The organism is Micromonospora sp. CA-248089 (assembly GCF_050948515.1).
GTDB lineage: Bacteria > Actinomycetota > Actinomycetes > Mycobacteriales > Micromonosporaceae > Micromonospora.
The window spans coordinates 2,859,379-2,878,744 of record NZ_CP192016.1; the positions used below are offsets into that span (position 1 = coordinate 2,859,379).

General features: G+C 76.2%; 11 protein-coding genes. 9 read left to right on the top strand and 2 right to left on the bottom strand.

Annotated elements, in window-relative coordinates; genetic code table 11:
- Positions 1 to 17: 17 nt before the first annotated feature.
- Genes ACQP26_RS13635 through ACQP26_RS13645 form a run of 3 tightly spaced genes read left to right on the top strand, consistent with a single transcriptional unit; the run spans position 18 to position 3,207 of the window.
- Positions 18 to 1,055 (top strand): zinc-binding dehydrogenase, encoded by a 1,038-nt coding sequence (locus ACQP26_RS13635; RefSeq protein WP_433495884.1) that lies wholly within the window; start codon positions 18 to 20, stop codon positions 1,053 to 1,055.
- A complete protein-coding gene (locus ACQP26_RS13640) occupies positions 1,055 to 1,873 on the top strand; it encodes a sugar phosphate isomerase/epimerase family protein (protein ID WP_433495885.1) in 819 nt (272 codons plus the stop codon). The genes ACQP26_RS13635 and ACQP26_RS13640 overlap by 1 nt, the downstream gene beginning before the upstream one ends.
- A complete protein-coding gene (locus tag ACQP26_RS13645) occupies positions 1,870 to 3,207 on the top strand; it encodes an MGH1-like glycoside hydrolase domain-containing protein (RefSeq protein WP_433495886.1) in 1,338 nt (445 codons plus the stop codon). Before ACQP26_RS13640 ends, ACQP26_RS13645 begins: the two co-directional genes overlap by 4 nt.
- 45 nt (positions 3,208 to 3,252) lie before the next feature.
- Here ACQP26_RS13645 and ACQP26_RS13650 read toward each other — a convergent pair whose 3' ends face one another.
- Both ACQP26_RS13650 and ACQP26_RS13655 read right to left on the bottom strand, forming a co-directional pair.
- The gene (locus tag ACQP26_RS13650) at positions 3,253 to 3,954 is read right to left on the bottom strand and encodes a CBS domain-containing protein (protein ID WP_433495887.1); all 702 of its coding nucleotides are present in this window, start codon (positions 3,952 to 3,954) and stop codon (positions 3,253 to 3,255) included.
- Positions 3,955 to 4,049: 95 nt separating this feature from the next.
- Complete coding sequence (locus ACQP26_RS13655; RefSeq protein WP_433495888.1) at positions 4,050 to 6,161, bottom strand: molybdopterin-containing oxidoreductase family protein; 2,112 nt, start codon at positions 6,159 to 6,161, stop codon at positions 4,050 to 4,052.
- 137 nt (positions 6,162 to 6,298) lie between these two features.
- Between ACQP26_RS13655 and ACQP26_RS13660 the strand changes: the two genes are divergently transcribed.
- The 6 genes from ACQP26_RS13660 to ACQP26_RS13685 all read left to right on the top strand — a co-directional run bounded on the left by ACQP26_RS13660 (position 6,299) and on the right by ACQP26_RS13685 (position 19,361).
- On the top strand, positions 6,299 to 6,691 hold the full coding sequence (locus ACQP26_RS13660; protein WP_269706607.1) for a DUF2267 domain-containing protein: 393 nt from the start codon (positions 6,299 to 6,301) through the stop codon (positions 6,689 to 6,691).
- A 341-nt stretch (positions 6,692 to 7,032) separates the two neighbouring features.
- On the top strand, positions 7,033 to 10,482 hold the full coding sequence (locus tag ACQP26_RS13665; protein WP_433495889.1) for an AMP-binding protein: 3,450 nt from the start codon (positions 7,033 to 7,035) through the stop codon (positions 10,480 to 10,482).
- A complete protein-coding gene (locus ACQP26_RS13670) occupies positions 10,479 to 13,589 on the top strand; it encodes a thioesterase domain-containing protein (RefSeq protein ID WP_433495890.1) in 3,111 nt (1,036 codons plus the stop codon). The genes ACQP26_RS13665 and ACQP26_RS13670 overlap by 4 nt, the downstream gene beginning before the upstream one ends.
- Positions 13,586 to 15,889, top strand: coding sequence for a lantibiotic dehydratase (locus ACQP26_RS13675; protein WP_433495891.1), 2,304 nt, complete (start codon positions 13,586 to 13,588; stop codon positions 15,887 to 15,889). The genes ACQP26_RS13670 and ACQP26_RS13675 overlap by 4 nt, the downstream gene beginning before the upstream one ends.
- Positions 15,886 to 17,412: an amino acid adenylation domain-containing protein gene (locus ACQP26_RS13680; RefSeq protein WP_433495892.1), complete on the top strand. Its 1,527-nt coding sequence runs from the start codon at positions 15,886 to 15,888 to the stop codon at positions 17,410 to 17,412. Before ACQP26_RS13675 ends, ACQP26_RS13680 begins: the two co-directional genes overlap by 4 nt.
- Entirely contained in the window at positions 17,379 to 19,361 is a 1,983-nt protein-coding gene (locus tag ACQP26_RS13685; RefSeq protein WP_433495893.1) for a condensation domain-containing protein, read from the top strand. Before ACQP26_RS13680 ends, ACQP26_RS13685 begins: the two co-directional genes overlap by 34 nt.
- Positions 19,362 to 19,366 lie beyond the last annotated feature (5 nt).

The following is a 19,366-nucleotide window of genomic DNA, read 5'->3' on the forward strand; positions in this document are numbered from 1 at the left end:
TTCTTCGGAGCGACGCCATGAGCAACTGGGTTGTCTCTCTGGCCGGGCCCCGGCACGTACGCCTGGAGCCCTGCCCCGCGGACCACCTCGGTCCGGGCCAGGTCCGCGTCCGCACCCACTATTCGGGCATCTCCGCCGGCACCGAGCTGACGCTCTACCGGGGCAGCAACCCGCGCCTGCGCAAGGACTGGGACGCCGGCAGCCGCATGTTCGTCCCCCGCCAGGCCACGCCCGCGTACCCGGTGGTGGGCTTCGGATACGAGGAGGTCGGCGAGATCGTCGAGGTCGCTCCCGACGTGGCCGGGCGGTGGCCCGGCCAGATCGTCTGGGGTATCTGGGGGCACCGCGCCGAGGCGGTGCTCCCCGCGACGGCGGCGCACCCGCTGCCACCCGGCCTCGACCCGCTCGCCGCCGTGTTCGCCCGGCCCGGCGCCATCGCGCTGACCGCCGTACTCGCCGGTGACCTGCACCTGGGCGACTGGGTGGGCGTGTTCGGGCAGGGCGTGATCGGGCTGCTCGGCACGCGCCTGGCCGCGCTCTCCGGCGCCCGAGTGGTGGCGGTCGACCGGATGCCCGCCCGGCTCGCGCACGCCACCCGGCTCGGCGCCCGCCGGGTCGTCGACGCCGGCACCGACTCGCCCGCCGCCGCGCTGCGGGCCGCCACGGACGGCCGGGGCGCCGACGTCTGCCTGGAACTGTCCGGGTCGTACCCGGCGCTGCACGAGGCGATCCGCGCCACCGCGCACGCCGGGCGCGTCGTCGCGGCCGGCTTCTACCAGGGGTACGCCCACGGGCTGGAACTCGGCGAGGAGTTCCACCACAACCGGATCCAGCTCGTGGCCGCCCAGGTCTCCGGGCCCGATCCGGCACCCGGCACGGCCGGCCGGTGGTCCGGGACGCGGATCGCACACACCTTCATGGACCTGGTGGCCGAGGGCAGCGTCGACCCGCTGCCGCTGGTGAGCCACGTCGTCGACGCGGGCGCGGTGGCCGACGCCCTGGCGTTGCTCGACTGCGGTGACGGTGACGTCCTCCAAGTGGTGCTGAGGTTCTGATGGACATTCCGCTTGCCTGCCAGGAGCAGTTGCTTCCCGGCAGCGACCTGACCCAGAAGTACGCCCTCGCCGTCTCCCTCGGCTACCAGGGCATCGAGCTGCGCGGACGGGGCGACCACGCGCTGGCCCGGCGGCTGCCGGAGCTGCGCCGCGCCCGCGCCGCCGGCGTGGTGATGCCGACCGTCTGCGTCGAGATGGACCACTTCGTCGGCGACTTCGATCCGGACCGCTCCCGCGACGCGGTGGACAACCTGCGCTCCCAGCTGTCGGTGATCGCCGAACTCGGCGGCGTCGGCGCGATGACTCCGGCGGCCTGGGGCATGTTCTCCCGCCGGCTGCCGCCGTTCGAACCACCCCGCTCGGCCGAGGGCGACCGGCGGGTGCTCGTCGACGCCCTGGGCGAGCTGGCCGGGCACGCCCGCGCCGAGGGGGTCACCGTGTTCCTGGAACCGCTCAACCGGTACGAGGACCACATGGTCAACCGGCTCGACCAGGCCGTCGAGCTGTACCGCGCGGTCGGATCACCGGCGCTGCGGGTGGCCGCCGACACGTACCACATGAACATCGAGGAGGACGACCCGCACGCCGCGCTGCGCGCGGCCGCGCCGTGCCTCGGGCACGTCCAGGTCAGCGACTCCAACCGGCACCAGCCCGGCGCCGGGCACCTCGACTGGGCGGCGCTGCTGGCCACGCTCGACGCGATCGGCTACACCGGCTGGCTGGCGCTGGAGTGCCGGCTGCGCGGCGAGCCGGTCGCCGCGCTGCGCCAGGCCGCCACCGCGCTGGCCCAGGCCCGTCCCCGGCGGGCCGCCGCATGACGCTGACCACCGGGGTACGCGCCGACGCCGAGCGGCACGCCCGGCTGCGCCGGCTCGCGCTGGCCACCCTGGACGCCAACTGGGAACACGACCACACCGTCCCCTCCCGCACGCTCTACCCGCACCAGTGGAGCTGGGACTCGGCTTTCATCGCGATCGGCCTGGCCCACGTCCGCCCGGACCGGGCCTGGCGGGAGCTGCGCACACTGTTCGCCGCGCAGTGGGTCGACGGGCGGGTGCCGCACATCGTGTTCAACCCGGCCTCGCGCGCCGGGCCGTACTTCCCCGGGCCGCAGTTCTGGGACTCGGCCCGTGCCGACGGGGCGCCGGCCCGGGCCACCTCCGGGATCGTCCAGCCGCCGGTGCACGCCCCGGCCGCCTGGCTGGTGCACCGCCGCGCGCCCGGCGAGGCGTCGGTGGCCGCGCTGCGGCGGCTCTACCCGAGGCTGGTCGCGCAGCAGCGCTACCTGACCGGCCGGCGCGACGCCGGTGGTGGCGGGCTGGCGTCGATCGTGCACCCGTGGGAGTCCGGGCTGGACAACAGCCCCGCCTGGGACGCGCCGCTGGCGGGGGTGTCCGCCGACGAGGCGGTGATGCGCGCGTACCGCCGGCACGACACCGCGCACGCCGACGCCGCGCAGCGCCCCACCGACCTGGACTACGCGCGTTACGTCGCGCTGGTGGAGAGCTACCGGGCCGGCCGCTACCGGGACGAGGGACTGCTCGGGCGGCACCCGTTCCTGGTGGAGTGCCCCCTGGTGAACGCCGCGCTCGGCGTGTCCGAGTACGCCCTCGCGCGCATCGCCACGGTGATCGGCGCCGACCCGGGGCCGCACCGCGACCGGGGCGCCCGCATCACCGAGGCGCTCGTCACCCGCCTCTGGGACCCGGTCACCGGCACCTTCCGTCCCCGCGACGTACGCGCCGACCGGCTCGTGCCGGCCCGGACCGTGCTCGGGCTGATGCCGCTGGCGCTGCCCGAGTTGCCCGCCGCGCAGGTGTCCGCGCTGCTGGCCGAGGCGTGCTCGCCGCGCTTCGGGCTGGCCGCCCGGATGGACCGGCCGCTGCCCACGTACGACCGCACCGCGCCGGACTTCGAGCCGCTGCGCTACTGGCGCGGGCCCAGCTGGATCAACACCGGCTGGCTGCTCTGGCAGGGGCTGCGCACGCATCGACGGGCCGACCTGGCCGCCGGGCTGCGCGAGTCGCTGCTCGACCTGGTCGACCGGTCCGGCTGCCACGAGTACTTCCACCCGGACACCGGCACCGGCCTCGGCTCCCCGGCGTTCAGCTGGACCGCCGCGCTGGTGCTGGACGCGCTCGGTTCGGAGTGACGCCGGTGGCGCCGGCCCGGGCCGGCGCCACCGCCTCGTGCCGGGTCAGGCGAGGCCGGCCGGGGCACCGCCGATGCGCAGGCCCGCCATCGGCGCGTCGTCGGTCGCGTAGCCGAGCGCGTCGACCACCTCGACCACGCCGCTGACCTGCCGGGTCAGCCGTACCGCGAGCTGTGCGGTGGACCGGCGCTCCACCTGTCCGGTCAGCGTCACCACGCCCCTGTCGACAGTCACGTCCACCACGCCGTCGCGGACGCCGAGACTGCGCCACAGCACCTCCTCGACCACGTCCCGCCGGATGCCGGCGTCCGGGCGCAGGTGCACCTTGAGCAGGTCACCGCGGGTGACGATGCCGACCAGGCGGCCGAGGTCGTCGACCACCGGCAGCCGCTTCACGCCGCGCGCGTCCATCAGCCGGGCCGCCTCGACGATCGTCGCGTCCGGGGTGATCGTGACCGGGGGAGCGGTCATCAGGTCGGCGGCGAGCGTCGCGCCCGCCTTCGCCCGCGCCTCGCGGCGGTGCCGGTCCGGCAGGATCCGCCGCTCCCGGGGCCGGCCCTGGAACTCCACCTTGTACATCAGGTCCGCCTCGGACACCACGCCCAGCACCCGGCGGGTCTCGTCCACCACCGGCGCCGCCGTGACGTGCCGGTCGGCCAGCACGTCGACGATCTCCCGATAGGCCGTGCCCTCCCGTACCGACGCCACGTTCCTGGTCATCACGTCCTGCACCTGCCACGTACGCATGGCGAACCTCCCTGTGTCCGCCACCGACGCTAGGCGGCGGCGACGGGCCGGCAGCAGGGGCGCAAAGACCAGGTCAGGGGGCCGGAGGTCCCGAATCACCCAGCCGCGACGGGCTCGGCGGCATCGTCCAGGGGCGGCTCGGCGGTCAGCAGGCCGGCCGGCACCGGCTCGACCTGCACCCGGCAGTCGTGGAACGTCGGCGCCTCGCCCAGGTCGGTGTCCCGGACGCCGGTCACGGCGTTGACGGTGGACCGTCCCGGGCTGCGCCGCGCCCAGTACGCCTTGTAGGTGAACGCAAGGCCCGGCCGGGCCGCGTCGTCCACGGCCACCGCGGCGAGGAACGCGCCCCTGTCGTTGTGGACGCGTACCGCGTCGCCGTCGGTGAGCCCGCGCGCCGCCGCGTCGGCCGGGTGCAGGTGCACCCGGGGCGGTCCGGCGCGGCGGGTGTGCCACGGGAGCGAGGCGAACGTGGAGTTCATCAGGTAGCGGTTGGCCGGGGTGAGCAGCGTCAGCGGGAACCGGCGGGCCAGGTCCGGGTCGGCCGCCTCGGCCGGTGGCGTGTACCCGGGCAGTGGGTCCACCCCGAGCGCGGCCAGCGCCGGGTCGTGCAGCCGGGCCCGCCCGTCGGCGGTGGGGAAACCGCCCTCGGCGTACGGCGCGGAACCCACCGGCACGCCGGTGAGCCGGGCGTACGTGCGCTCGCGCAACTCCTCGTACGTGATCGGGGCGCCGGCCAGCAACTGCCGGGCCAGGTCCTCGTCGCTGTCGGAGAACGCGGGGTGGTCCACGCCGAGCGCCGCGGCGATCCGCCGGAAGATCTCGGTGTTCGGCAGCGCCTCGCCGGGCGCGCGGGTCACCGGCAGGTTCAGCGTCGTGTAGTGGTGCCCGTAGGACGTCTGCAGGTCGAGGTGCTCGGGCTGCATCGTCGCCGGGAGCACCACGTCGGCGTAGTCGCAGGTGTCGGTCCAGCGCTGCTCCAGCACCACGGTGAACAGGTCGGCGCGGCCCAGCCCGGTCAGCAGCCGGGCCTGGTCCGGCGCGGTCGCCGCCGGGTTGGCGTTGAACACCACGAGCGAGGTGACCGGCGGGTCGGCCTCCCCGGTGAGCACGGCTGCCAGCCGGCTCATGTTCAGCGACCGGGCCGGCGGGGCGGGCATGCCGGCCGGCCGGATCACCGGGCCGTTGTCGACCGGGTGGTGGCCGCTGGTGGTCACCAGGGCCCCGCCGCCGGGGTACCGGAAGTCGCCGGTGACCAGCGGCAGCGCGCAGATGGCCCGGATCGCCTGCCCGGCGCCGTGGTGGCGTTGCAGGCCCAGCCCGACCCGTACCGCCGTCGGCCGGGTGGTGGCGATCCGCTCGCCGAGGCGGCGGACCGTCCCGGCGGGCAGGCCGCACTCGGCGGCGGCCCGCTCCACCGGCCAATCGTCGAGCCGGGCGGCCAGTTCCGGCCAGCCGGTGGTGTGCGCGGCCAGCCACGCCTCGTCGGCCGCCCCGGCGTCGCGGATGTGCCGCATCAGCCCGAGGGCGAGCGCCGCGTCGGTGCCGGGCAGCGGCGCGACGTGCTCGTCGCTGCGGGCCGCCGTGTCGGTACGCAGGGGGTCGATGGTCACCACGTACGCGCCGCGCTCGCGGGCCTGCTGCACGAACGGCCACAGGTGCAGGTTGGTGACGAGCGGGTTGGCGCCCCAGAGCACGATCAGGTTCGCCTCGACGATCGACTCCGGCTCGAAGCCGACCGAGGCGCCGTAGAGGGAGCGCAGCGCGGCCCGCGCCGCGGCCGTGCAGATGGTGGTGTCCAGCCGGGACGCGCCCAGGTGGGCGAAGAGCCGGGGACCCATGGTCCAGCCCTGGACCAGGCCCATCGTGCCGGCGAAGTAGTAGGGCAGCACCGACTCCGGGCCGTCGCGTTCGATGCTCGCGCGCAGCCCGGCGGCGACCCGCTGCACTGCCTCGTCCCAGGTCGCCGGCCGGTACGCGACCCGGCCGGCGCCCTTCGGGCCGGTGCGGATCCAGGGGGTGGTGAGCCGGTCCGGCCCGTTCACCGCGTCCAGGTAGCGGTTCACCTTGCCGCAGAGCGCGCCCCTGGTGAACGGGTGGTCGCGGTCGCCGCGCAACGCGACCGCCCGGCCGTCGTCGACTGTCAGCTGCCAGACGCAGGTGTCCGGGCAGTCCAGCGGGCAGGCGCCGGGGTGGGTGACGGGTGCCATGGCGCGGATGTTACCCCCGGTTCGCGACGGGGCAGCTGCTCGCCGTGGCGGGGGGAGTTTGGCCCGGGTGGAGGCGGGTACCCGCCGGGGCCGACCGGGTGGGCGTGGTGCCCGCCGGCGGCGAGGGGAGGGGTGGGATGCGGTTCCCCCTGTTCGTCGAGGCGGTGGCGCGACGGGCCGAGTTGCCCACGGACGAGGCCGCCACCGTCTCCCGCGCGGTGTTGCAGACCCTCGCCGACCGGATCACCGCGGACGAGGCGGCCGACCTGGCGGCGCAGTTGCCGGACGACGTCGGCGGCTATCTGGAGCCGGGTGGCACGGCCACCACCGGCGGTGCGGTGGACTTCCTGTACCGGGTGGCCGAACGCGCGGCGGTGGACCCGGCGGTCGCCGAGGTGGGTGCCGTGGCGGTGCTCGCCACCCTGCGCGACACGGTGACCGTGGGGGAGTTCCACGACCTCGTGGCGCAGCTGCCGAAGGGCTTCGACGCCATGGTGGACCCCATTCCACGGCCGCCGTACGATGTCTGAGCAGGCTCCCCGCGACCCGGGTCGAGCTGCGGCACCGAGGCCGTCTGCGGCGAAGATTCCACGGCCCGGAAGTATTTTCACCGTAAAATAAGTTGTTGCCTGACGCGTACGCTGTAAATCGTCTACGCGCTAGAGGGATGATCGGACGAATTCCTCCGTCCGAGGTTCCAGGGTCTCGTCCCCTCTTCGGCTCAAGCCTCATCGCCGCTCTTCCGGCGCACGGATCGAGCCATATCCTGCTTCCAATGTGAAGTCCTGGGGGGGATCAATGATCACATTCGTCGATTGCTGCCTGCGTGTCCTCAGTGGAGCGCGAACCGCTTCCTGACATGGCAGAGACGATGATCATCAATCGTTTCGGCGCGATCTCGGCGGTACACGGCGGACGTCCGGCACTTCTCGGTGAGACCCACGAGGTCACCTACACCGAGCTGGCCGGGGCGGCCGGCGGGCACGCTGCCGTGTTCGCCGCCGCGGGCCTGCGTGCCGGAGACCGGATCGCGCTGCTCACCGCGCACGGTGCACCCACCGTGGCGGCGCTGCTCGGCGCCCTCGCGGCCGGCTGCGCGTACGTGCCGCTGGACCCGGGCTTCCCGGTCGCGCGGCTGCGCCACATGGTCGACGCCGCCGGCGTCACCGCCGTGGCCTGCGCCGCCGAGCACCGCGACCTGGCGTCCACCCTGGCCGGTGAACGCCCGGTCGTGCCGCTGGACGAGGTGCCGCCGGCCCCGCTGCGCCCGGTCACGGCCGACCCGGACGCGCCGGCGTACGTGCTGTTCACCTCCGGCTCCACCGGCGTGCCCAAGGCCGTCGGGCAGACCCACCGCAACCTGGCCCACGTCGTCGACAACCAGATCGCCGCGCTCGCGATCGGCCCGGACGACCGGCTCAGCCTGCTCGCGTCGTTCAGCTTCGACGCCGCCATCCCCGACCTCTACCCGGCGCTGCTCACCGGCGCCGCCGTCGTCCCGGTCGACCTGCGCCGCCAGGGTCTGGCGTACGCCGTCGAGCAGCTCGACCGGCACCGCGCCACGGTGCTGCACTGCACGCCCACCGTCTACCGCTTCCTGCTCGACACGCTCGGCGCGCGCCGGCTGCCCACAGTGCGGGCGGTGCTGCTCGGCGGCGAGCAGGCCACCTGGGCCGACGCGGCGCGCGGCCGGGACCGGTTCGGTCCCGAGTGCGTGCTCGTCAACGGCTACGGCGCCACCGAGATGACGTTCGCCGCCCGGCACGTCCTGCGGCTGTCCGAGGTGGACCCGGAGGCCCGCGGCCCCCTGCCGGTGGGCACCGCGTTCCCCGGCTACCGGCTGGACCTCGCCCCGGACACCGGCGAGATCGTGGTCCGCAGCCGCCACCTCGCCCCCGGCTACCTCAACCAGGACAGCGACCGGTTCGGCGTCGACGCCGACGGCCTGCGGTCGTACCGCACCGGTGACCTGGGCCGGCTGCTGCCCGGCGGGGAACTGGTCTGCCTCGGCCGGCTCGACCGGCAGGTCAAGGTGCGCGGGCACCGGGTCGAACTGACCGAGATCGAGGCGGTGCTGTCGGCCCAGCCCGGCGTGGCCGGCGTCCGCGCCGTCGTCCGCGACGGCGAACTGCTCGCGTACGCCCGCCCGGCCGGCGCCCGCCCGGACCCGGCGGCGCTGCGCGCGGCGCTGACCGCCGCGCTGCCCGGCTACGCCGTGCCCCGCGCGGTGGTGGTGGTCGACGAGTTCCCGCTCACCGTCACCGGCAAGGTCGACGAGCGGGCGCTGCCCGGCCCGGTGATCGAGGTGCCCGCCGGGGAGGCACCGGCCACCGACACCGAGCGCGCGGTGCACGACATCTGGTGCGCGGTGCTGGGCCGCGCCGCCGTCGCCCGCACCGCCAGCTTCTTCGACGCGGGCGGGCAGTCGCTGCTGCTGGGCCAGGTGCAGCAGCGTCTCGCCGAGCGGTTCGGCGTCCGCCTGCCGATGCTGCGCCTGTTCGACCACCCAACCATCGCCACCCAGGCGGCGCTGCTGGACGCCCCGCCCGAGGCGGTCCGCGCCCCGGTGCTGCCCGCACCCGCCGCGCCGGTCCGCGCCGCCCGCGAGTACACCGGCGACGAGATCGCCGTGGTCGGCGTCGCCGGGCGGTTCCCCGGCGCACCCGACGTGGCCACGTTCTGGTGGAACCTGTGCACCGGCGTCGACTCCGTGCACGACCACACCGACGAGGAGCTGGCCGCGCTCGGCGTCGGCCCCGGCCTGCGCGCCGACCCCCGGCACGTCCGCGCCACCGGCCGCCTCGACGGGGCGGCCGACTTCGACGCCGAGTTCTTCGGCTTCGGCGCCGACGAGGCCGCCCGGACCGACCCGCAGCACCGGCTGTTCCTGGAGACCGCCTGGGAGGCGCTGGAGGACGCCGGGCACGACCCGGCGCGCTTCCCCGGGCTGGTCGGCGTCTACGCCGCCACCTCGGCCAACCGCTACTTCCTGTTCCACCTCATGGACAACCCGGCAGTGGTCGGCGACGTCGACCCGGACGACTGGGAGGCCCGGCTCGTCGGCCGCCAGTTCACCGACCACCTGCCCGGGCAGGTGGCCTACCGGCTCGGCCTGACCGGCCCGGCGATGGCCGTGCAGAGCGCCTGCTCCAGCTCGCTGGTCGCGGTGTGCGTGGCCGCGCAGAGCCTCGCCGACTACCAGTGCGACCTGGCCCTGGCCGGCGGGTCCACGGTGATGTGGCCGCGGCACCGGGCGGGCGGGCTCGCGTCGCCCGACGGCCGGTGCCGCGCCTTCGACGAGGCCGCCGCCGGCTCCGGCTTCGGCTCCGGCGCGGGCGTGGTGGCGTTGCGCCGGCTCGCCGACGCGCAGGCCGACGGCGACCGCATCTACGCGATCCTGCCCGGCTGGGCGGTCACCAACGACGGCCCGGACCGGGCCGGCTTCGCCGTTCCCGGTCCGACCGGACAGGCCGCCGCCGTCGCGGGCGCGCTCGCCACCGCCGAGGTCGCGCCCGGCGAGGTCCGCTTCGTCGAGGGCCACGGCAGCGGTACGCCACTGGGCGACGCCATCGAGGTCGCCGCGCTGCACGAGGTGTACGCGGGCGCCGCGCCCGCCGAGTCCACGGCGCTCGGCTCGGTGAAGACGAACATCGGTCACCTCGACGCGGCCGCCGGTATCGCCGGGCTGATCAAGACGGTGCTCGCCGTCCGGCACGGGGTGATCCCGCCGAACCTGCACTTCACCCGTCCGCACCCGGAGATCGACCTGACCGCCGGGCCGTTCTACGTGCCCACCAAGGCGCGGGACTGGCCGGACGACGGGCGCCGGGTCGCCGGGGTGAGCGCGTTCGGCCTGGGCGGCACCAACGCGCACGTCGTGGTGGAACAGCCGCCGCCCGCCGAGCCGGCCGACCCGCCGGGCGAGGGACCGTGGCTGCTGCCGGTCTCCGCGCGTACCCCGGCGGCGCTGCGGGCCGCGCTCGCCCGCCTGCGCGGCCACCTCGCCGGCGCCGCCCCGGCACTGTCCGACGTGGCCGCCACGCTGGCGCTGGGCCGGCGCGCGTTCGCCCACCGGGCGGCTGTCGTCGCCGCCGACCTGCCGGCCGCGCTGTCCGCGCTGGACGTGCTGCTGGACACCGACGCCCGGATCGCCGGTGACGGCGGCCCGCTGCGCGAGACGGCCGCCGAGTGGGTCGCCGGGCACGACGTCGACTGGCACGCGCTGCACCCCGAGGGCACGGTGCGGCGCACCGGACTGCCCACCTACCCGTTCCAGCGCCGCCGGCACTGGATCGACCCCGTGCAGAAAGGTTCGCGGTGAACTGGTTCGTCTCCGCCGGAAGCCGACCCGAGGCGCCGGTGCGGTTGTTCTGCCTTCCCTACGCCGGAGCGGGCGCCAGCGCGTTCCGGCGCTGGGCGGCCGAGTTCGGCGCGAGCATCGACGTGGTGCCGGTACAACTGCCCGGCCGGGAGAACCGGATCACCGAGGACCCGCACTTCGGCGTCGCCGACGTGGCCGAGGCCATCGCCTCCCGCGCCGACCGCCCGTACGCGATCTACGGCCACTCGATGGGCGGACGGCTCGGCTTCGACGTGGTCCGCGAGCTGCGCCGCACCGGCCGTCCGCTGCCGCTGCGGCTCTACGTCGGCGGCGCCCGCGCCCCGCACGTCACCACGCCCGGCCCGTTCGACGGGCTGTCCCGAGCCACCGACGAGGAGCTACTGCGCCGCCTCGGCGACGGCGGCGGCCTCCCCGCCGAGCTGCTCGACCACCCCGAGCTGGTGGAGCTGCTGCTCCCGCTGCTGCACGCCGACTTCGGCCGGGTCGACGCCTACCGCTACGTGCCGGGCGAGCCGCTGCCGGTGCCGATCGTCGTGTTCGCCGGCCGCGCCGACCGCGCGGTCACCCGGGACCAGAGCGCCGCCTGGGCCGAGCACACCGCGGCCGGGTTCACCCTGCACGAGCTGGACGGCGGGCACTTCTTCCTGCACGACCGGCTGACCGAGCTGGCCGGGCTGATCCGGGCCGACCTGACCTCCGCGTCCACCGACACCCGCGCCGGCACGCCGGACGCGGGTCCGGACCCGGTGCGCGCCGCCGGTCGCGGGACCGCCGGCGCCGCGCACCGGGTCCCCCTCGGCGACACCGGCTGGTCGGTGTGGCGCGACGCGGTGCTGCGGACCACCGGGTTCCCCGCCGACGGGCTGGAGCTGTTCACCGCGCCCCGGGCCGCCGCGGCGGCCGACGAGCTGCTGGCCACCGGTGCCGGCGAGGACCGGTTCGCCAAGGAGTTCGACGAGGCGCTGCGCACCGGCGCGCAGCGGTTCAGCGAGCTGGCCGCCGACCCGCTGCTGCGCGAGGCGGTCACCTGGCAGAACCGGGGCGCGCTGGTCGCGTTCGACGGTCTGGTCCGTGGGGGCGCCGACGCGGCCCGCAACGTCCGCCGCCGGGACCGGGAGCGGGCGCTGCTGAAGTACTGGCAGCGCTACTGCGGCAAGAACGAGACGGTCGGCTTCTTCGGCCCCAGCTGCTGGGTCACAGTGGATCCCGCGCAGCCGGAGGTTGCCCGGGTCAACCCTGGCGAGAGTCTGACCCGGCGGCGCTGGGTGTGGTTCGAGTCGTGGGCGCTGACCGCGTACGCCGAACGGATCGGCGCGGACCTGGCCGTACACCGGTGGTGGCCGCCGATGCTGCGGGCCCACCTGGCCGTCCGGGGCCGCGACGTGCTGCGGCCCGGCCGCCCGCCGCTGACGCTGACCCCGGTGGAGGCCGCCCTGCTGCGCGCGGCCGACGGCCGGCGGGCCGCCGCCGACCTCGTCGCCGATCCGGCGATCGGGCTGCGCCGCCCGGAGGACGGCTACGCGCTGCTCGACCGGCTGGTCGAGCGGGAACTGGTCACCTGGGACGCGGCCCTGCCGGTGAGCCCGGACGCCGAGCGGGTGCTCGCCGAACGGATCGACGCGATCGGCGACGAGCCGGCCCGCGCCGCCGCGCGCGCCGGGTTCGACCGGCTGCGCGCCGCCCGCGACGCGGTTGCCGTGGCGGCGGGCGACGCGGACCGGCTGCGGACCGCCCTGGACGCCCTCGACGCCACGTTCACCGAGCTGACCGGCGTGCCCGCGGTACGCCGGGCCGGGCAGATGTACGCGGGCCGCACGCTCTGTTACGAGGACAGCGCGCGGGACCTGGACGTGGTGTTCGGCGCGCCGCTGCTCACCGAGCTGGCCGCCCCGCTGGACGTGCTGCTGCGCGCCGCCCGGTGGCTGGCCAACGCGCTCGCCCGCGCCTACCTCGACGTGCTGCGCGGCCTCTACGAGGAACTGCGCGCCGAGTCCGGTGCCCCGGTGCCGCTGGCCGACCTGTGGTTCCTGGCCCAGGGCATGTTCTGGGGCGACGGGGAACGACCGGTCGACGCGGTCGCGGCGGACTTCGCGGCCCGCTGGGCCGGGCTGTTCGGCCTGGACACGCTGCCCGCCGGCACCACCGACGTACGGCTGCGCGCCGCCGACCTCACCGACCGGATCGACGCGGTGTTCCCCGGCACCGGCCCGCAGTGGTCCAACGCCGCCATGCACAGCCCCGACCTGCAGATCTGCGCGACCGACGCGGACGCGCTGCGGCGCGGCGACTACACGGTGGTGCTCGGCGAGCTGCACGCCGCCTGGTCGTCGTTCGACTGCGCGGTGTTCACGCCGTCGCACCCGGAGGTGGAGCGGCTGCGCGACGCGCTCGCCGCGGACCTCGGTCAGCGGCGCGTCCGGCTGCTGTTCCCGGCGGACTGGCCGCGGCGGACCAGCCGTACCGCCGAGTCGCTGACCGGACCGACCGACAGGCACCTGGCGTTCCTCGACGCGCCGGGCGCCGACCCGGCCCGCGTGCTGCCCACCGTCGACCTGGTCGTCGACGAGGTGGACGGCGACCTGGTCGCCACCGCCTCGGACGGGCAGCGCTGGCCGCTCGTCGAGATCTTCGCCGAGCCGCTCAGCGCGCACGCCGTGGACGGGTTCAAGCTGGTCGCCGCCGCGCCGTACACGCCCCGGATCACCGTGGACCGGCTGGTGCTGGCCCGGCAGACGTGGCGTACCACAGTGGGCGAGAGCGGCCTGGCCCTGCCGAACGGCGAACGGGACCGGTTCCTCTCCGTCCGGGAGTGGCGCCGCCGCCTCGGCCTGCCCGAGCAGGTGTACGTCAAGTTCGGCACCGAGACCAAACCCTGCTTCGTGGACCTGTCCGCGCCGGCGTTCGCCACCACGCTCTGCGCGATGGTGCGCGCCGCCCGGGTCGACGGCGGCGACGACGTGTCGTTCACGGTCAGCGAGATGCTGCCCGCGCCGGAGCAGGCGTGGGTGCCCGACGGGCAGGGCCGCCGCTACTTCAGCGAGCTGCGCCTGCACATCACCGACGCCCGGCGGGAGGACCACCGGTGAGCCACCTGCTGCCCCTGGGCGACACCGGCTGGTCGGTGTGGCGGGACGTGGTCCTGCGTACCGCCGGTTTCCCGGCCGCCGGGCTGGACCGGTTCGCGGCGCCGGCCTGCGCCGCCGCCGCGGACGCGCTGCTCGCCGGCGACACCGGCCCCGAGGTGTTCGGCGAGGCGCTGGCCGAGGCGTTCGCCGCGTCCTCCGGCGTGGCCGGTGAACTGGCCGCCGACCCGCTGCTGCGCGAGGCGGTGACCTGGCAGAACCCGGACATGCTGATCGCGCTGGACGGGCTGCTGCGCACCGACCCGCAGGTCCGCAACGTCCGCCGCCGCAAGCGCGAGCTGAGCCTGCTGCGCTACTGGCAGCGCTACTGCGGCAAGGCCGAGACCATCGGCTTCTTCGGCCCGGTCTGCTGGGGCACGTTCGACGCCACCCGCCCCGGCCTGCACGCCGCGCCCGGTGACGCGCTGGTGCACCGGCGGCGGGTGTACTTCGAGGCGTGGGCGCTCATCGCGTACGCCGACCGGCTCGCCGACGACCTCGCGGTGCGCCGCTGGTGGGCGCCCGCCCTGCAACCGCACCTGACCGTCGCCGGGCGGGAGCTGCGGGTGCCGCTGCACCCGCCGGTCGCGCTGACCCCGGTCGAGGCGGTGCTGCTCGGCGCCTGCGACGGGCGGACCCCGGCGCTGGAGCTGGCGCACCGGCTCCGCGACGCCGGTGAGGTGCACCGACCCGACGACGTCTACCTGCTGCTGGACCGCTGGGTCGAGCGCGGCCGGCTCAGCTGGGGCGCCAACCTGCCGATCGCGCCCGACGCCGAGCGGGTGCTCGCCGCGCGGATCGCCGCGATCGGCGACGAGCCGGTCCGCGCCGCGACGGCGGCCGAGTTCGGCCGGCTGTGCGCCGCCCGAAACGCGGTGGCCGCCGCGGCCGGTGACCCGGACCGGCTCGGCGCCGCGCTCGCCGCGCTCAACGCCGAGTTCACCGCCGTCACCGGGCGCCCGGCCACCCGGCACAGCGGCCAGATGTACGCCGCCCGCACCGTCTGCTACGAGGAGACCGCCCGCGACCTGGAGTTCCGGATCGGTTCGGCGGTGCTCGACGCGCTTGCCGAGCCCCTCGCCGTGGTGCTGCGTACCGCCCGGTGGTTCACCGGCGAGGTGGCCGCCCGCTGCGGCGACCTCTTCACCGAGCTGCACGAGGAACTGGCCGCCGACGGCCCGGTGCGGCTGGCCGACCTGTGGCTGCTGGCCCAGGGCACGCTCATCGCCCCGGACGGCCCGATCGGCCGGGCCGGCGCCACGCTCACCGCACGCTGGGCCGAGCTGTTCGGCCTGGCCGACCTGCCCGAGGGCCAGGCCGAGCTGCGGCTGCGCGCGGCGGACCTGACCGAGCGGGCCCGGGAGCTGTTCCCGGCGACCCGGCCCGGCTGGCCGTCGGCCCGGCTGCACAACCCGGACGTGCAACTGTGCGCCGACTCGCCGGAGGCAGTCGAGCGCGGCGACTTCCTGCTGGTGCTCGGCGAGCTGCACCCCGCCTCGGTCGCCTTCGACAGCGCGGTGCTCAGCCCGTTCCACCCGGACCCGGCCGCGTTGCGCGCCGACCTCGACACCGACCTGGGCCCGGTCCGGCTGCGGGTGCTGTGGCCGGACAGCTTCCCCCGCCGCACCACCCGCACCACGTACGCGCTGACCGGCCCGGCGGACCGTCAGCTCGGCATCGACACCGCGCACGGCGCCGACGTGGACCGCCTGGTCCCGGCCACCGCAGTGGTGGTCGAGCGCACCGGCGACCAGCTCACCGCAGTCTTCCCCGACGGCGCCCGCTGGCCGCTGATGGAGGTCTTCGCCACGCTGCTCGGCTCGCTGCTGCTCGACGCGTTCAAGCTGCTCGGCGCCGCCGCGTACACGCCCCGCATCACCATCGACCGGCTGGTCGTGGCGCGGCGCACCTGGCGCACCACGGCCGGGGCGTGCGGGCTGGGCGGCCACTCCGACGAGTCCGCCCGCTACCTGGCGGTACGCCGCTGGCGCGCCGAGACCGGCCTGCCCGAGCGGGTCTTCGTCAAGGTCGGCACCGAGATCAAACCCTGCTACGTGGACCTGACCGGGCCGCTGTACGCGCAGTCGCTGTGCGCCATGGTCGACGCCGCGCTGCGTACCGGGCCGGACGTGCCGGTGGTGGTCTCCGAACTGCTGCCCGCGCCCACCGAGGCCTGGGTGCCCGACGCCCGGGGCCGCGGCTACGTCAGCGAACTCCGCCTCCAGATCACCGACCCGGCCGAACCCCTTGGAGCACTCCGGTGACCGACACCCTGACCGTCAGCGCCGTCCACGGCCCGGATCTGCCCTGGCCGGACGCCACCCTCGCGGACCTGATCACCGAGCAGGCCGCCCGCACGCCGGACGCGGTGGCGGTGCGCCAGTGGGACACCCGCCTCACCTACCGGCAGCTCGTCGACCGGGCCGCCGGGGTGGCCGCCGCGCTGCGCGGGCACGGCGTCGGCCGGGGCGACCGGGTCGGCGTGTGCGGCGCGCGTACCCCCGACCTGGTGGCCACAGTGGTCGGCGTGCTGCTGTCCGGCGCCGCGTACGTGCCGCTGGAGCCGGGCGGCCCCCGGGCGCGGCTGCGCGGCATCGCCCGCGACGCGGGCGTACGGGTGGTGGTCGGCGACGCGGCAGCGGCCGAGTTCGGCGACGAACCCGGCGTGACGACGCTCGGACCGCCCGGCCCGGCCCCGCTCGCGCCTTGCCCGGCCCGCCCCGGCGACCCGGCGTACGTGCTGTTCACCTCCGGCTCCACCGGCCGCCCGAAGGGCGTGCTGAACACCCACCGCAATCTGGTCGAGTTCGTCACCGGCGTGACCGCGCTGACCGGCGCCGACGCCTCGGTGCGCAGCCTCGGCATCGCCTCGCTCGGCTTCGACGTGGTCGTCATGGACCTGTTCGTGCCGCTGACGCTCGGCGGGTCGGTGCAGCTGCTCGGCGCCGAGGACCGGGCCGACCCGGCGCGGATCGCCCGGTTCGCCGCCGCGCACGAGGTGACCTGGGGCTTCATCACCCCCACCGTGCTGTCGCTGCTGGACCCGGCCGGGTTTCCGTCGTGGCGGGTGCTGATCTGCGGCGGCGAGGCGGTCCCGGCCGAGCTGGTCGCCCGCTGGTCGCCCGGCCGGCGCTTCGTCAACGGCTACGGCCCGACCGAGACCAGCGTCCTGGCGGTCGCCTGCGACCTCACCGACGCCGACACCGACCCGATGCCGATCGGCCGGCCGCTGCCCAACCACCGGGCGTACGTGGTCGACGCCGACCTGCGGCCGGTGCCGGCGGGCCAGACCGGCGAGCTGCTCATCGGCGGGCCGGGCCTGGCCGACGGCTACCTCAACCGGCCCGGCCTGACCGCCGAGCGGTTCGTGCCCGACCCGTTCGGCGACGTGCCCGGCGAACGGCTCTACCGCACCGGCGACCTGGTCCGGCAGGGCCCGGACGGCCGGATCGTCTACCTCGGCCGCGCCGACCGGCAGGTCAAGGTGCGCGGCCAGCGCATCGAGCTGGGCGAGGTCGAGGCCGTGCTCGCCGCCTGCCCGGGCGTCGAGCGGGTCGCGGTGGAGGCGATACTCGGCCCGGCCGGCGCCGAGCTGGTCGCGTTCCTCACCCCGGCCGGCGCGCCCGGCGACGACGAGCTGCGGGCGTACGCGGCGACGCGGCTGACCACCGCGATGCTGCCGGCCCGGACGGTGCGGCTGGACGCGCTGACCGGCCGGCGCTGCGCGAGCTGGCCGCGACCGCCCCGGCCGCCGTGGCCGACGCGTCCGCCGACGACGACCCGGTGACGGCGGCGGTCCGGCGGATCTGGACCCGGCTGCTCGGCGCGGCGCCCGCCGCGGACAGCGACTTCCTCGCCGCCGGAGGCAACTCCATCGCCGCGATGCGGCTGGTCGCGGCGCTGCGCGCGGAGCTGGGCCGGCAGGTGGACGCGCGGGTGCTGTTCGCCGACCGCACGTTCGCCGCGTTCGTGGACCGGGTCCGCGCCGCCGACCCCGCCGACGCCGACGAGCTGACCACCGGCAACCCGCCGACGCTGTCCCCGCCGCAGCGACGGCTGTGGTTCATGGACCAGCTCGCCCCGTCCAGCGCGCCGTACAACATCGCCGTCGCGCACCGGCTGCGCGGGCCGCTGGACGTCACCGCGCTCGGCGCCGCGCTGCGGGCCGTCGCCGAACGGCACGACGTGCTGCGCTGGCGCATCCCGCAGAACGGCGGCGTGCCGTACGCGGTCCGCGAGGAACCCACCGACGTGGCGGTTCCGGTGGTCGACCTGACCGGTACCGCCGACCCGGACGGTGACCTGGCCGGGATGCTCGCGGCCGGGGCCGGGCACGCGTTCGACCTGGCCACCGGGCCGCCCTGGCAGGTGACCGTGTACCGGCTCGCCGCGCAGGAGCACGTGCTCGCGGTGACAGTGCACCACGCGGTGTTCGACGGCTGGTCGGAGGCGCTGCTCTACGACGAGCTGGCGCTCGCGTACGCCCGCGCGCTCGGCCGGTCCGTGCCCGGCCGCCCGCCGCTGCCCGCAACGTACGCCGACTACGCGGTGTGGCGCGCCGACCGGGACCGGCGCCGGGGCGACACCGACCTGGCGTGGTGGACCGCGCACCTGGCCGGCGCGCCCACCGTGCTGGACCTGCCCCGCGACCGTCCCCGCCCGGCCGTGCAGACGTACGCCGGCGTGGAGGCCGCGGTACGGCTGGACGAGACCGCCGACCGGGCCGTACGCGACCTGGCCGCCCGGCGCGGCACCACAGTCGCGGCGGTGCTGCTGGCCGCGTTCGGCGAGCTGCTGCGCCGGGTCACCGGCAGCGACGAGCACGTGCTCGGCGCGATCGTCGCCGACCGGCGACTGGCCGCGTTCGACGAGGTGATCGGGTTCTTCATCGACACCGTGCCGGTGCGGGTCCGCTCCGGCGGCGCGAGCTTCGCCGAGCAGGTCGACCGGGCCGCCGCCGAACTGCACGAGGTCACCGCCCACCCGGGCGCGCCGCTGGAACGCGTCGTCGAGGCGCTCGGCGTGGGCCGGGGCACCTCCCGCGCCCCGCTGGTGCAGGTGCTGTTCAACGTGCTCAACTTCGTCACGCCCCGGCTGACGCTGACCGGCCTGGCCGTCGAGCCGGTGCCGGTGCCCAAGCCCGGGTCGCCGTTCGACCTGACCGTCTACGTGGTGGAACGCGACGGTCGGGCCGGCGTCGAGGTGGTGCACAACCCGGACCTCTTCGAGGCCGAGCGGATCGAAGCGCTCCTGGCCGACCTGGCCGCCCTGGTCGGCGCGCTCGCCGCCGACCCGGACGCGCCGGCCGCCGAGGTCGCGCCGGAGCTGCCCCGCCCGGCGGTACGCGTCGCGGCGCTCGGCGCGATGAGCGTCGCCACGGCCGACCCGGCCCGCGCGCCGCTGCCCGCCGGGTCGGACGCGCTCACCGCGACCGAGGAGCTGATCGCCGGGATCTGGCGGGACGTGCTCGGCCGCGACGCGGTGGGCGTCAGCGACAACTTCTTCGACATCGGCGGCCACTCGATGGCCCTGGCCGCCGTGCACGCCCGGCTCACCGAGGCCACCGGCCGCTCGATCACCATGCTCGACCTGTTCCGCCACCCGACCGTGCGGGCGCTCGCCGCCAGCCTCGACGGGGCCGCCGACCGGCCGGAACTGGCCCGCGCCGCGATGCGCGCCGCCGCCCGGCGCGGCCGCGCCCGCCGTACCCCGCCACCTCGCCGACCTCACCCGTGACGCGA

Excerpts from the sequence above, each read along its gene's own strand:
- ACQP26_RS13655 (WP_433495888.1), bottom strand. The coding sequence starts at position 6,161 with ATGGCACCCGTCACCCACCCCGGCGCCTGCCCGCTGGACTGCCCGGAC.
- ACQP26_RS13650 (WP_433495887.1), bottom strand. The coding sequence starts at position 3,954 with ATGCGTACGTGGCAGGTGCAGGACGTGATGACCAGGAACGTGGCGTCG.
- ACQP26_RS13665 (WP_433495889.1), top strand. The coding sequence starts at position 7,033 with ATGATCATCAATCGTTTCGGCGCGATCTCGGCGGTACACGGCGGACGT.
- ACQP26_RS13645 (WP_433495886.1), top strand. The coding sequence starts at position 1,870 with ATGACGCTGACCACCGGGGTACGCGCCGACGCCGAGCGGCACGCCCGG.
- ACQP26_RS13635 (WP_433495884.1), top strand. The coding sequence starts at position 18 with ATGAGCAACTGGGTTGTCTCTCTGGCCGGGCCCCGGCACGTACGCCTG.
- ACQP26_RS13660 (WP_269706607.1), top strand. The coding sequence starts at position 6,299 with ATGCGGTTCCCCCTGTTCGTCGAGGCGGTGGCGCGACGGGCCGAGTTG.
- ACQP26_RS13640 (WP_433495885.1), top strand. The coding sequence starts at position 1,055 with ATGGACATTCCGCTTGCCTGCCAGGAGCAGTTGCTTCCCGGCAGCGAC.